The following is a 13,281-nucleotide window of genomic DNA, read 5'->3' as shown; positions in this document are numbered from 1 at the left end:
CGTGACCGTGGCCGCGACGACACGCACCAACTGGGCGGGGAACGTCACCTACCACGCCTCCGCGCTGGAACGCCCCACCTCGGTGGCGGCCCTGCAGCAGCTCGTCGCGGCCACGCCGCGCCTGACGGCGCTCGGCTCGACGCACTCGTTCAACGAGATCGCCGACACCGACGCCGTGCAGGTCACGCTCGCCGGCCTGCCTCCGGTGCTCGAGATCGACGCCGACCGGCGCGTGGTGCGGGTCGCGGCCGGCATGACGCACGCGCAGGTGGCGGCCGGCCTGGAGGCTCGTGGCTGGGCCCTCGCGAACCTCGCCTCCCTGCCGCACATCTCGGTCGCCGGCGCGGTCGCCACCGGCACGCACGGCTCCGGCGTCCGCAACCCGTCGCTCGCGCAGGCGGTCGTCGGTCTCGAGGTCGTCCGGGCCTCCGGCGACGTCGTCCGGGTCGACGCGTCGTCGCCGGACGGCGCCCTCGACGCGCACCGGGTGGCACTCGGCGCGCTCGGCGTCGTCACCGCGGTCGAGCTCGCGATCGAGCCGACGTTCCAGGTGGCCACGACCGTGCACCTCGACCTGCCGTGGGACGCCGTGACGGCACACTTCGACGCGGTGATGTCGGACGCGTACTCGGTGTCGATGTTCACGTCGTTCGACGACCGCGGCGCCCGCCAGGTGTGGACGAAGCACCGCGTGGACGAACCCGCACCGTCGGTCGACCTCGTCGCAGTCGGTGCACGCCGAGCCGACGGTCCGGTGCACCCGGGGGAGAACGACGCCGCGAGCGTGACCGAGCAGGGCGGTGTCCCCGGGCCGTGGGCCGAACGGTTGCCGCACTTCCGGTCGACCTTCGAGCCGTCCACCGGCGCCGAGATCCAGGCGGAGTACCTGATCCCCGCCGAGCACGCCGTCGCCGCGCTCGAGGCCCTGCGTCCGCTCGAACCGCTCTTCGCGCCGCTGCTCATCGCGGCCGAGGTCCGCACGGTCGCTGCCGACACGGCCTGGCTGGCGCCCTCGTCGGGACGGCAGTCGGTCGGCCTGCACTTCACCTTCCGACGGGATGCCGCCGCCGTCGCCGAGACGGTCGAGCGGATCGAGGAGCTCCTCGCGCCCTTCGACCCTCGGCCGCACTGGGGCAAGGTCTCGGCCGCGAGCGTCGAGCGCCTGCACCAGGCGTACCCGCGGCTGGACGACTTCTCGGCGCTGGCGCGGGACCTCGACCCGACCGGGCGGTTCCGCAACGCGTTCCTGGCGCGCCTGCTGTCCTGACGCGCCTGCTGTCCTGACCGACGGGGTGCCCCTCGCCGCTGGTGGCGGCGAGGGGCACCCGCATCCTCAGCCCTTGCGGAGCAGGTCGACCAGCAGCCTGGTGGTGTTCACGAGCAAGCTCGCGATCCCCAGCCAGAGCGCGTGACGCCTGTTCCGGCCGTCGTCGTCTCGCGACATCGAGGACCTCCTGGTGTCGTCGCCGGCGGACACGAAGAGCTTCGAGCCAGGGATGCGAAGCCGAGCGGGCTCGGCTACCATCGGTCCGAGCGCTGAGCTCGGGGATGGGTTTGCATCCCTGGCTTTCCACTCGGAAGGCGAACTGAGGCCCGGATCTGTTCCAGCAGATCCGGGCCTCGCACGTTCACCTGGCCGCGCTCCGGCGGGTGCGCGGGCGAGGACACCCTACCGAACCGTCCGGTGATGTACTAGTGATCGGTCCCGAACAGGGGCTGCCCCGAGCGTGACCGATCTGGTGACGCTCCGAGCATGCCTCAGAGAGATGACCTGTGACTCTCCCCCTTGCGGGCTGGTACCCGGACCCGCAAGACCAGGCCCGGCTTCGTTGGTGGGACGGCCAACGGTGGGGCGATCCCGCTCCACAGCCAGTGGTGCCCTCGTTCGGGAGGTTCGTGGAGGCCTCGCCGCGCCCACCCGCTCCATCCGAGTACCGAGGGATCGCAATGCCCGGGCGTGCGACCGGACGCGGGGCGAGGATCGCCCGTGATCGTGCCACGCGGGCAGCGAATCCCTACGGGTACGCCGGTCTCGTGCTGTCCCTGATCGCCTTCATCGTGAACCTGTTGGCGATCCCCAGCCTGCTCGGGATCGTCTTCGGCGCGATCGGCCTCGTGCGAGCTGGGCAGTTGGTCGGGGAGCGGGTCACTGGCTTCGGCGTCTCGCTCGCCGCCGTCATCCTCGGCCTCGTCAGTGGTGCGCTCTTCTTCGTCCGGCTGGCAGAGGTGTTCGGCTGAACAAGCGTTCACAGCGCTCTCGGACCTGACCGGCGGGTGGCGCACTGCTCCGTCGCTGAGTGCTCACATGTGTGATCACAAAGGTTGGGGCATGGCGAATCTCAACCGGATCCTCGGCATGGCCTCGAAGGTCATCGACAAGCAGATGCAGAAGCAGCGCGCGCAGGGGAACGCCGCCGCCGGCGACCAGCAGAACGCGCGCGGCACCGGGGGTGGGGCCGACTGGCGCGACATCGTCCGCGGCGCGGCGGACAAGCTGACGGGCGACGACCGCTCACGGCAGCAGCAGCCGGGCCAGCAGCAGTACGGACAGCCGCAGCAGTACCGCCAGCCGCAGCGACACCAGGGACAGGCAGACCCCGACAAGGTCGCCCTCGCGAAGTACGACTACCTGCTCCGCACGGCGAACCCCGACCAGATCGAGCAGGTGCACCACGACGCCTTCGCCCGGCTCACCCCGGCGCAGCGCCAGCAGGTGCGGGACCGGCTCAACTCCGAGCTGCCGCCGCACGAGCACCTGCGCGACGACTCGTCCGGCGGCATGGCCCGTGCGATGACCCGTGGTGAGATGTCGCGGCCCGGGCTCATCCGTCGGGTGCTCGGTGGTTCGGGTCGTCCGGGCGGCGGCAGTGGGCGCGGCGGCGCGTTCGCCGGCGGCGGGGCCGTCGGTGCCGGTGCGATGGCCCTGGGCGGTCTCGCGGTGGCCGTCGCCGGTGGAGCGGTGGTCAGCGCAGCAGCCGCGCCGGTCCTGGCCGGCGCGGCCGACCTCGGCGTCGACTTCGAGGGCATCGCCTCCGGCATGGGTGACCTCGGACTCGCGGACCTGGGCGGCGGGGTCGAGGGCTTCGCCGCCGAGGGCGAGCAGTTCCTGGGCGGACTGGGCGAGCAGGCCTCCGGGCTCGGCGAGCAGGCCTCCGGGCTGGGCGAGCAGGCGTCGAACCTGGGCAACGACTTCCTCGGCGGACTCTTCGACCGCTGACACGCCACGGCGGCGCGCTCACTCCCGGCGGACGAGCGCGTCGCCGACCGCGCTGCGGTAGTACAGGACCGCTCGGCCGTACCGGGTGCGGTTCAGCAGTCCTCCGCGCTCCATCACCCGCAGGTGCTGGTTCACGGCAGAGGTCGAGACGCCGAACCGCATGGCGAGGTCGGTCGACGACGCCGGCTCGCCGAGCGCGTCGAGGAGCGCCGCCCGGGTGGCACCGAGCAGGTCCCGGACGGCCCCGACGTCGGGGTGCGACGCGGTCGACCACATCGCTCCCTGGCCCCGGGCCGGGTACATCACGGTCGGAGGCAGGTCGTCGTCGATCGGCGTCGACGCACGGACGACGAAGACTGACGGGACGAGCGTCAAGCCCTCGCCCTGCACCGGACGGTCGCGGGCGATCGGGCTGTTCAGACGGACGTCGACGTGCCGACCGTCGAACCGCACCGACTCGGACAGGCCGCCGAGCGCCGCGCCGACACCCTCGAGCGCGGCGATCCGTCCGCGGTGCGTGACGTCGGCCTGCAGCACGCGGCGCATCCGTGGCCAGTACGGTGCGAAGCAGAGCTCCCACGTCGTCGCGAGCGCGCGCACGAGCCGGTCGACGACGTCCTCGTGCCGTCCGACGAACACGTCCGGCACGGAGCCGTGCACCCGCTCGAGGTCGGTGCGGAGCCGTGCGGGGGAGATCCGGCCGAGGGCTCGGAGCTCGTCGTCGATCGACCCGAGGGGCGAGTCCGGTCGGGGGTTGACGAAGTCCGCGACCCACCGGCGCTCGTCGACCAGACCGGCGAGGACGGGGCGGTCGAGGACGGGGAGCACGCCGGCGATGCGCTCGAGCCACGGGCGCTGCAGCGGGTACCGCTCCGGCGCTCGGAAGGCACGCAGCCCGAGGCCCAGCTCCGACAGCGGCGAGATGCCGAACCGCACCGCCGAGACGTCCGACGGGTCGAGGCGGTACCGGATCATGAAGCCAGACGCTACATCTGTTCGGCGGAGCACCGCGACGGTGCGAGAACTGGAGCGTGAGCACCACGGCGCAACCGGTCCCGATCCGCACCCTCGTCCGGCAGGACCCGACCCTCCGACGCCTGCTCACGGTCACGCTGGTGGACACCCTCGGTCGCGGCGCCTTCATCACGCTCACGTCGCTGTACCTCATCACGATCGTCGGGATCCCGGCGGTCGCGGTCGGTCTCGGGCTCACCGTCGCCGGAGCGGTCGGTGTGGCCTCGTCGCTGGTCTTCGGGCACCTCGCGGACCGCTTCAGCGCGCGACGGATGCTCGTCTGGCTGCACCTCGTGCAGGGTCTCGCGCTCGTCAGCTACGTGCTCGTCCACGACCTGCCGACCCTGATCGCGACGGCGTCCGTCGTGACGCTCGCGCAGCAGGGCGGCGGCTCCGTCCGGGGTGCCGCGGTCGGACGGGCGTTCCCCGGTGCCGAGCGCGTCCGCGTCCGGGCGACCATGCGCACGGTCACGAACGTCGGCATCGGCGTGGGCACCGCACTGGCCGCGGTCCCGCTCGCGATCGGCACCGGCGAGGCCTACCGCGTGACGATGGTCCTCTCGGGCGCCCTGTTCCTGGCGTCGGCGGTGCTCGTCGCCGGTCTCCCCGCGGTGCGGGTCGACGCGGCACCGGCCGACCGGACCGACACCGGCACGATCGTTCGGCAGGAGCCCGCCGGCCGCAGCCCCTACCGTGACGTCCGGTTCCTCGCGGTCACCGCCCTGACCGGACTGTTCGGCATGCAGTTCGGCCTGTTCGAGGTCGGCGTGCCGATCTGGGTCGTGCAGCACACCGTCGCGCCGGACGTGCTCGTCTCGCCCCTGCTGCTCGTGAACACCGTGATCGTCGTGCTGCTGCAGGTCAGGCTGAGCCGCGGGACCGACACCGTCGCGGGTGCGGCGCGGGTCATGCGGCACGCGGGGTGGGTCATGGCGGTGGCGTGCGGGCTGTGGGCGGCTGCCGGATGGGTACGCGGGGACGACTGGGTGCCGGCGGCGATCGCGACCGCCGTGCTCGTCCTCGCGGCGGTCGCCCACTCGCTCGCGGAGATCACGTCGAGCGCCGCCGGGTGGGCGCTGAGCTTCGAGCTCGCACCGGCGGACCGCGTCGGCGCCTACCAGGGCATCTACGGCACCGGGTACGCGGTGGCGGCGATGATCGCCCCGACCGTGGTGACCCTGACCGCCGTCGACCTCGGGACGGTCGGGTGGGGGATCCTCGCCGTCGTGTTCCTCGGCGCGGCGCTCGGCGTCGGTGCGATCGCCGGGCGGGCCGCGCGCACGACGGTCGCGGCGTGACGGGGCAGCGGTCGTCCGGACGGGCCGCGCGCACGATGATCGCGGCCTGACGGGGCCGCACCGTGCCTCCCGGCCGGTCCGACCTGGCCCGGCGCCGGGCGCGATCCGGACGACCCGCGCGCCCCGGGAATACGCTCGGGGCGCAGACGTTGGGACGTTGCGTCATGCAATGTTGCGTTGCATGTCGTCCGGACCCCGCGGGCGTTCGGATCCGCGCACCGACCGGTGCGACCATGGACCGCCCGGCCACCCGAACCGGGCCGGACGCCCCGTCCACCACGACGACGAGGGCCGCAGCCGACCGGGCCACCCGGTCGTCCGCGCCCGACACCCCCACCCCACGAGGAGCAGCACACCATGCACCGCCCCAAGCGCTTGACGATCACCGCGGCCGTCGCCGCCGCCGCAGCCCTCGTGCTGACCGGCTGCTCGGGTGGCGGCGCGTCGGACGACGCGTCCACCGGCACGAGCAAGGGCGGCACGCTCGACATCCTGACGGCGCAGACCGCGCTGCACTGGGACCCGGCGACGAGCCAGAGCCTCGGCATCACCTCGATGGGCCTGGTCGCCCGCCGCCTGACCACGTGGGACGTCCAGCCCGGCAAGACCGCGAAGGTGGTGCCGGACCTCGCGACCACCACGGGTGAGTCGAGCGACGGCGGCAAGACCTGGACGTACACGCTGAAGGACGGCCTGAAGTTCCAGGACGGCACGCCGATCACCACGAAGGACGTCAAGTGGGGCATCGAGCGGTCGTTCGCCCCGAACCTCACCGGTGGCCTGAGCTACCACAAGTCCCTGCTGGTCGGCGGCTCGGACTACCAGGGCCCCTTCGAGGGGAAGACGCTCGACAGCATCGAGACCCCGGACGACAAGACCATCGTCTTCAAGCTCGACGCCCCGTACGGCGACTGGCCGTGGCTCGCCTCGATGCCGGCGTTCGCACCCGTGCCCGAGGGCGCGGGCAAGGACACCGGCGCCTACGACGCGAAGCCCGTGTCGAGCGGTCCGTACCAGATCGAGTCGAACACGCAGGGCTCGCAGGTCACGCTCGTCCGCAACAAGGAGTGGAGCGCGAAGACCGACGCGATCCGCACCGCCGGTCCGTCGAAGATCGTGTTCAAGGAGAGCCAGGACGCCTCGACCACGACGCAGAGCCTGATCGCCGACAACGGTGACGCGAAGAACGCCTTCGGCGCGCAGTTCCTCGGTGCCGCCGAGCTCAACCAGGTGCGCGCCAACCCCGCTGCACAGGACCGCCTCGCGACGAGCAAGGCCGGCCCCATCACCTACATGGCGATCAACACCCAGCGTGGGGCGCTGAAGGACCTCAAGGTCCGCCAGGCGCTGCAGTACGCGGTCGACCGCAAGTCCTTCCGCATCGCGGCCGGTGGTGCGCTCGCCGGCGAGTACGCGACGACCCTCGTGACGCCGGGCATCGCCGGACGCCAGGACTACGACCTGTACGAGACCGGCGCGACGGGCGACGTCGACAAGGCGAAGGCGCTCCTGGAGGAGGCCGGGGCCGAGGACCTGTCGCTCACCCTCGTGACGCAGAACGACCCGACGTACCTCGCGCAGGCGCAGGCGCTGCAGGCCGGTCTGAAGCGCGCCGGCATCGCCGTGACGCTCAAGCCGCTCGACTACGACTCCTTCACGCAGGCCACCACGAACGGCACCGACTTCGACCTGTCGCTGTCGAGCTGGCAGCCGGACTTCCCGAGCGCGAACGCCAACATCCAGCCGCTCTACGACTCGTCGCAGATCGGTGGGGGCGGCTACAACGTCTCGAAGTACAGCAACCCCGAGGTCGACGCCCTCATCGCGAAGGCGACCGGCACCGTCGACCAGTCCGATGCGCAGGAGCTGTGGGCGCAGGCGGACCGCCGCATCATGGAGGACGCCCCCGTCGTCCCGCTGATCTACGCGAAGCAGTCCTTCCTGGCCGGGTCGAACGTCGAGAACTTCCGCATCGCGGACTTCCCGGCCTACCCGAACTACCTCAAGGTCTCGCTCGCCCAGTGAGTGCACCGCTGCTCGAGGTCGAGGGGCTCCGCGTCGCGTTCGGCGACGCGGAGCCCGTCGTCCGTGACGTCTCCTTCACCCTGACGCCCGGTCGGGTGCTCGCACTCGTCGGCGAGTCCGGTTCCGGCAAGTCGGTCAGTGCCATGAGCGTGCTCGGACTCCTGCCGGCCGCCGCCCGGGTGTCGGGCAGCGCCCGCTTCCGCGGGACCGAGCTGATCGGCGCCTCCGCGGAGGCGCTGCGTGCCGTGCGGGGTGCGGGCATCGGGGTCGTGTTCCAGGAACCGATGAACTCGTTCACCCCGGTGCTGTCGATCGGCACGCAGATCGCCGAGGCCGTGCGGGCACACCCGACCGACCTCGACCGCGCGGGCGTCTCGGCCCGCGTGGACGAGCTGCTCCGCGCCGCCGGGCTCCCGGACCCCACCCGGATCCGGAAGGCGTACCCGCACGAGCTGTCCGGCGGGCAGCTCCAGCGGGCGATGATCGCGATGGCGCTCGCGGGCGACCCCGTCGCGCTGTTCGCCGACGAGCCGACGACCGCGCTGGACGTCACCGTGCAGGCCGGGATCCTCGACCTGCTGCGTCGGCTCGGTCGCGAGCGCGACCTCGCCGTCCTGCTCATCACCCACGACATGGGTGTGGTGGCCGACGTCGCCGACGAGGTCCTGGTGATGCGCCGCGGCGACCCCGTCGAGCACGGCACGGTCGCCGACGTCTTCGCGCACCCGACGGCCGACTACACGCGCGAGTTGCTCGCCGCGGTCCCCGCCCTGGAGGCACGACCCGCGTCCGGCGACGAGGTCGAGTCTCGGGCCCAGCGACCGTCCTCGGGCTCCGCGGCGCGAGGAACGTCGCCCAGCGCGAGTCTCGCGTCGGCAGCCGAGCACGTGGTCGAGCCCGGAGCCGTGGTCGCGCGCCTGCGCGACGTCGCCGTGCGCTACGCACGCCGCGGTGAACCCATCGTGCGCGCGATCGACCTCGAACTCACGGCCGGGCGGACGCTCGGCCTGGTGGGGGAGTCGGGGTCCGGCAAGTCGACCATCGGCCGCGCGCTCGCCGGACTCGTCCCCGTCGTGGACGGCTCGGTCGAGGTCGACGGGAACGACCTGCGCACCGCACGCGGGAAGCGCCTCCGCGAGCTCCGCAGCCGCGTGGGCATCGTCTTCCAGGACCCGGCGTCGTCGCTGAACCCGCGACAGACCATCGGCTGGAGCATCGCCGAACCGCTGCTCGTGCACGGCGAGGGCACTCCGGCATCGCGCGCCGACCGCGCCCGCGACCTCCTGTCCGCGGTGCAGCTCGACCCGTCGTGGACCGAACGGTTCCCGCACCAGCTGTCCGGCGGCCAGCGGCAGCGCGTCGCCGTCGCCCGGGCACTGGCGCTCCGACCGGCGCTGGTGATCGCCGACGAGCCGACCAGCGCCCTCGACGTCACCGTGCAGGCCGCCGTGCTCGACCTGCTCGCGGACCTGCAGGACGAGTTCGGCTTCGGCATGCTGCTCATCAGCCACGACCTGGCGGTGGTGCGCCAGCTCGCCGACGACGTCGTCGTGCTGCACGACGGCCGCATCGTCGAGCGCGGCGCGACCTCCGCCGTGCTCGACCACCCGCAGCAGGACTACACGCGCATGCTGCTCGCGGCGGCCCCGGTCGCCGACCCCGAGCGCCAGGCCGCCCGCCGCGAGGCCTGGCGGGCCTGGGAAGGAGTGGTCTCGTGACCGCGAACGTCGTCGACCGGCCCGTCTCCGCGTCGGCCGGTCGGACCACCGGGTTCCGGGCCGTCGTGCGCCGGGTCCGTCAGGACCGCTGGGCCGTGGCCGCCGCGGTCGTCATCGCGGTGTTCGTCGTCGTGGCGATCGCCGCACCGCTCATCGCAGCCGTGACGGGGCAGAACCCGTACAGCTACAACGTCGACGCGCTGAACGACTTCGGGGCGCCCCGCGGCGCTGCCGGCGGTGTGAGCGGCGAGCACTGGTTCGGCGTCGAGCCGCTGACCGGGCGGGACCTCTTCGCCATCGTGACGTACGGCGCGCGGACGTCGCTGGGCATCGGGCTCGCCGCGACCGCGATGTCGATCGTGATCGGGGTGCTCGTCGGTGTCACCACGGGGTTCCTCGGCGGCTGGTACGACCGGGTGCTGTCGCGCGTGGTCGACGTGATCTTCGGCTTCCCCTCCCTGGTCTTCATGATCGCGCTCACCGCGGTCGTGCCGACCTCGTTCCCGAAGCCGCTGCTCGTCGTGCTCGTCATCGGGTTCTTCGGCTGGCCTTCCGTCGCCCGCGTCGTGCGCGGGCAGACGCTCTCGCTCGTGAGCCGGAACTACGTCGTCGCGTCGACCGCGATGGGTGCGGGGCGCTGGCACGTCATCCGCAAGCAGCTCCTGCCGAACCTCGCCGCGACGATCACCGTCTACGCGACCATCTCGATCCCGTCGATGATCGGCGCCGAGGCCGCGCTGTCCTTCCTGGCCGTCGGCGTCAACCCGCCGACGCCGTCGTGGGGCCGCAGCATCGGCGACGCGATCGGCTGGGTGCAGACCGACCCGATGTACCTCGTCTTCCCCGGAGCCGCACTGTTCCTCATCACCCTGGCCTTCAACGTGCTCGGTGACGCCCTGCGCGACGCCCTCGACCCGCGAGGGGGCGACCGGTGAACACCTTCCGCTTCCTGGCCGTCCGGATCCTCGGTGCGGTCGTCGTGCTGTTCGTCGTCGCGGCGATCACCTACGCGCTGTTCATGCTGCTGCCGACGAACCCGGCCCGGGCGATCTGCGACAAGCCGTGCACGCCCGAGCGGCTCGCTGACGTGCAGGCGTTCCTCGGCACCGACAAGCCGTGGTTCGCGCAGTTCGGGGCGTACCTCGCCGGCATCTTCGCGGGTCGCACGTTCGGTTCCGGCGCGTCCACGATCACGTGCGCGGCGCCGTGCTTCGGGTACTCGTTCCAGCTGCACGACAGCGTCACGAACCTCATCGCGTCGCGCCTGCCCGTGACCGCGTCGATCGCCGTCGGGGCCGCCGTGCTGTGGCTCGTCGCCGGTGTCGCAGGCGGCACGGTGTCCGCGCTCAAGCGGGGGACGATCGCCGACCGCGCGGTCATGACGGTCGCCGTCGCCGGGGTGTCCTCGCCCGCGTACCTGATCGGGCTGCTCGCGATCCTGCTGTTCGGGTTCACCCTCGGGTGGCTGCCCACGAGCGGCTACGTGCCGTTCGTCGAGGACCCGGTCGGCTGGGTGACGCACCTGGTGCTGCCGTGGTGCGTGCTCGCGTTCATCAGCGCCGCCATCTACGCCCGGCTGACCCGCGGCGAGATGCTCGAGTCGATGTCGCAGGACTTCGTCCGGACCGCCCGCGCGAAGGGCCTGCGGGAGCGCCAGGTCGTCGTGCGGCACGGACTCCGGACGGCGATCCTGCCCGTGGTGACGCTGTTCGGGCTCGACCTCGGGTCGCTGCTCGGCGGTGCGGTCATCACCGAGAAGGTGTTCTCGATGCAGGGCCTCGGAGCGTTGCTCATCGACGCGGTGCACACCCTCGACCTGCAGGTGGTCGTCGGCTTCACGGTGTTCTCGGCGCTGCTCATCGTCACCGCGAACGTGATCGTGGACGTCGTCTACGCGTTCGTCGACCCACGGGTGCGCCGCCGCGCCTAGGGCGAGGCCCGCTCAGCCGGCAGTCCGGGACCGCAACGCGCAACGTCGGCGACCGCTCGCAGCGGTACAGCGCTGCGAGGAGTCGCCGACGTCGCGTTCTGCGGAAGGGGCCCCGCCGGTCGTCAGCGGGTGAAGCGGTAGGCCGCGCCGTCGTCCGTCCGCTCGAGCACACCGAGGTCGACCGCGTCGCGCCGGACGATCGCGACGTCGGCGCAGAACATCGCGATCGCCGCGTTGAGCTCGCGCTCCGACACCGGCCGCGCTCGACCGAGGCGATCCCCGACGATGCCGATGATGCGCACCGAGACCGGGTGCCGCTGGTCCTCCGGCACGGGCATGCGCTCGATCCGCCCGAACTCGAGCAGCGCAGCCGGGCCCTGCAACCGCTGCAGGTCCTTCGTCGTCCGTCCGAGGACGGCGCTGTCCGGTCCGCCGTCGCCCAGCCAGTCGAACGCCGCCACGGACGCCGCGGTCCGGTCGTCGAGCGTCCCGCCACCGACCACCGCGGCGCGGAGCGTCGGGGATGCCAGCACGGCCACGGCCTGCCGCGCACGTCCGATCGACGTGGTGAGCTCGCCGTCCGGCATCAGAAGTACGTGATCCCGTGCGGCGTCCGCGTCGGCGTGAGCATCGCCCGGAGCAGCGCCGGCGCCGCCGGGTCCGCCGCCCGCACGAGCCCGGCCGCCGCGAGGGTGACCGGGGACACCGAACCGATGAGCACCGCGCCGAGGTCCGCCACGTCGAGCCGCAGGTCGGCCTCGCCGTCGTCGCCGTCGGACAGGCGCGTCACCGTGCCCTGCCCGTCGACGACGTCGAGCCGGTATGTGCCCGCCGCGAAGCCCATCGCGTCCGCGACCGCGAGCGTCACCGACCCGTCGACGGCGTACGGGCGGCTGGTGAGCACCGCCGGCACGTCGAGCACCCGGAGCCACACGTGGTCCTCCTCGTGCTCGACGTCGTACGCACGGTTGTCGCCGAGCGCCGCGACGATCGGGTCGTCGAGCCGCGAGCGGTTGTACTTCACCACGTCGTTCAGGTCGATCGACAGCAGGAACTCCCACAGCGACAGGTACGCGGCATCGGTCGCGTAGACCAGGTCGACGACCTCGAGCACGGTGTCGCCCGTGCCCTCCTTCACGCGCCAGGTCACGTAGCCGTCGATCTCGGCCGGGTCGGACCCTGCGCCCTCCGGGCGGTGCACCGCGGCGCGGACGTCCTTCGCCGGGGAGCCGTCGCCGTTCCGCTGCCCGAGGACGATCGGCCACGTGCCGGCGTTCCGGACCATCGAGCCGGGGGTGCGCGCGTCGAACCGGTCGAACACGGCGCGGCCGGTGCCCTCGGCGAGCCACTCCGGCGTCACGACCGTCACGGTGCCGGTCGTCGGTGCGAGCAGCGGCAGGGCACGTTCGCGGCGGACGGTGACCGCTCGCTCGCGGATGGCGCAGCCGAAGCCGAAGCGTCGGTAGATCGTGCCCTCGGATGCGGTGAGCGATGCGACGGCGTAGCCCTCGGCGACACCGCGCTCGAGCGCGTGCGTCATCATCCGTCGGAGGATCCCTCGACGGCGCTCGGTCGGCCGGACCGTGACGGCGGAGATCGCCTGGGTGTCGATCGCGGCGCCCTCGTCCCAGGTCAGGCGCTTGCGGAACCACGTGAAGGTGCCCGCCGGCCAGGTCTCGTCCACGGATCCGGGGAGCGGCTCGCGCACGTACACACCGAGGAACGTCTCCCGGTCCTCGAGGAAGTGCGACGCCATCCGCGCGGCGCCCTCGGCATCGGGGTGCGGCTCGTGGAAGCCGAGCCCCACGGCGTGCATCCACGCCTCCGTCTCCGGAGTCGGAGCGCCCTGGTCGTCGGTCGTCGGCGCGAACTCGCGCAGGTCGTAGCGGTCGTCGAATGCGTCGTTGCTGGCCACGAGCCGACCCTACCGGGGCGCTCCTCCCGGGCGCCTCCCTCGCGCGGTGGAGCAGGAACCGTCGGGTGGACGGTGGCGACCCGACGTCTGCTGCTCCATGAACGCACGCCGGTTGCGTGCGCGGTGGTGACGGAGGACGGACGGGAGGCTCGTGGCGGCGTCGC

At 72.6% G+C, this 13,281-nt stretch carries 11 protein-coding genes and 1 pseudogene; 9 read left to right on the top strand and 3 right to left on the bottom strand.

Features of this window, described 5'->3' with window-relative positions; translation table 11 throughout:
* The first annotated feature begins 7 nt into the window (after window positions 1-7).
* The 4 genes and pseudogenes from ABIC52_RS12930 to ABIC52_RS12915 all read left to right on the top strand — a co-directional run bounded on the left by ABIC52_RS12930 (window position 8) and on the right by ABIC52_RS12915 (window position 3,217).
* Window positions 8-1,267, top strand: coding sequence for an FAD-binding protein (locus tag ABIC52_RS12930; RefSeq protein ID WP_354027520.1), 1,260 nt, complete (start codon window positions 8-10; stop codon window positions 1,265-1,267).
* Window positions 1,268-1,773: 506 nt separating this feature from the next.
* Window positions 1,774-1,851 (top strand): annotated as a pseudogene (locus ABIC52_RS12925) (DUF2510 domain-containing protein); the annotation flags it as partial.
* 183 nt (window positions 1,852-2,034) lie between these two features.
* Window positions 2,035-2,238 carry a hypothetical protein gene (locus ABIC52_RS12920; RefSeq protein ID WP_238638074.1) on the top strand — a complete coding sequence of 68 codons (204 nt, stop codon included), beginning with the start codon at window positions 2,035-2,037 and terminating at the stop codon, window positions 2,236-2,238.
* A gap of 91 nt (window positions 2,239-2,329) precedes the next feature.
* Entirely contained in the window at window positions 2,330-3,217 is an 888-nt protein-coding gene (locus ABIC52_RS12915; RefSeq protein WP_354027519.1) for a hypothetical protein, read from the top strand.
* A gap of 18 nt (window positions 3,218-3,235) precedes the next feature.
* Here ABIC52_RS12915 and ABIC52_RS12910 read toward each other — a convergent pair whose 3' ends face one another.
* On the bottom strand, window positions 3,236-4,192 hold the full coding sequence (locus ABIC52_RS12910) for an ArsR/SmtB family transcription factor (RefSeq protein ID WP_354027518.1): 957 nt from the start codon (window positions 4,190-4,192) through the stop codon (window positions 3,236-3,238).
* 56 nt (window positions 4,193-4,248) lie between these two features.
* On the opposite strand from ABIC52_RS12910, the gene ABIC52_RS12905 reads away from it, so the two are divergent.
* The 5 genes from ABIC52_RS12905 to ABIC52_RS12885 all read left to right on the top strand — a co-directional run bounded on the left by ABIC52_RS12905 (window position 4,249) and on the right by ABIC52_RS12885 (window position 11,202).
* Window positions 4,249-5,529: an MFS transporter gene (locus ABIC52_RS12905; protein WP_354027517.1), complete on the top strand. Its 1,281-nt coding sequence runs from the start codon at window positions 4,249-4,251 to the stop codon at window positions 5,527-5,529.
* Window positions 5,530-5,886: 357 nt separating this feature from the next.
* Complete coding sequence (locus tag ABIC52_RS12900; RefSeq protein ID WP_209823899.1) at window positions 5,887-7,554, top strand: ABC transporter substrate-binding protein; 1,668 nt, start codon at window positions 5,887-5,889, stop codon at window positions 7,552-7,554.
* On the top strand, window positions 7,551-9,272 hold the full coding sequence (locus ABIC52_RS12895) for a dipeptide ABC transporter ATP-binding protein (protein ID WP_209823898.1): 1,722 nt from the start codon (window positions 7,551-7,553) through the stop codon (window positions 9,270-9,272). The genes ABIC52_RS12900 and ABIC52_RS12895 overlap by 4 nt, the downstream gene beginning before the upstream one ends.
* Window positions 9,269-10,207, top strand: coding sequence for an ABC transporter permease (locus ABIC52_RS12890; protein ID WP_126890524.1), 939 nt, complete (start codon window positions 9,269-9,271; stop codon window positions 10,205-10,207). The genes ABIC52_RS12895 and ABIC52_RS12890 overlap by 4 nt, the downstream gene beginning before the upstream one ends.
* Window positions 10,204-11,202, top strand: coding sequence for an ABC transporter permease (locus ABIC52_RS12885; RefSeq protein ID WP_126890525.1), 999 nt, complete (start codon window positions 10,204-10,206; stop codon window positions 11,200-11,202). Before ABIC52_RS12890 ends, ABIC52_RS12885 begins: the two co-directional genes overlap by 4 nt.
* A 122-nt stretch (window positions 11,203-11,324) precedes the next feature.
* On the opposite strand, the gene ABIC52_RS12880 is transcribed toward ABIC52_RS12885, so the two are convergent.
* Together ABIC52_RS12880 and ABIC52_RS12875 are read right to left on the bottom strand one after the other, a co-directional pair.
* On the bottom strand, window positions 11,325-11,789 hold the full coding sequence (locus ABIC52_RS12880) for a DUF2087 domain-containing protein (protein ID WP_126890526.1): 465 nt from the start codon (window positions 11,787-11,789) through the stop codon (window positions 11,325-11,327).
* Window positions 11,789-13,117 carry a GNAT family N-acetyltransferase gene (locus tag ABIC52_RS12875; RefSeq protein WP_354027516.1) on the bottom strand — a complete coding sequence of 443 codons (1,329 nt, stop codon included), beginning with the start codon at window positions 13,115-13,117 and terminating at the stop codon, window positions 11,789-11,791. Before ABIC52_RS12875 ends, ABIC52_RS12880 begins: the two co-directional genes overlap by 1 nt.
* Window positions 13,118-13,281 lie beyond the last annotated feature (164 nt).

It is taken from the genome of Curtobacterium oceanosedimentum (assembly GCF_040545555.1).
GTDB lineage: Bacteria > Actinomycetota > Actinomycetes > Actinomycetales > Microbacteriaceae > Curtobacterium.
The sequence above is the reverse complement of the archived record's forward strand: the minus strand, read 5'-3'. Positions and strand labels throughout refer to the sequence as shown.

Excerpts from the sequence above, each read along its gene's own strand:
- ABIC52_RS12880 (WP_126890526.1), bottom strand. The coding sequence starts at position 11,789 with ATGCCGGACGGCGAGCTCACCACGTCGATCGGACGTGCGCGGCAGGCC.
- ABIC52_RS12915 (WP_354027519.1), top strand. The coding sequence starts at position 2,330 with ATGGCGAATCTCAACCGGATCCTCGGCATGGCCTCGAAGGTCATCGAC.
- ABIC52_RS12900 (WP_209823899.1), top strand. The coding sequence starts at position 5,887 with ATGCACCGCCCCAAGCGCTTGACGATCACCGCGGCCGTCGCCGCCGCC.
- ABIC52_RS12910 (WP_354027518.1), bottom strand. The coding sequence starts at position 4,192 with ATGATCCGGTACCGCCTCGACCCGTCGGACGTCTCGGCGGTGCGGTTC.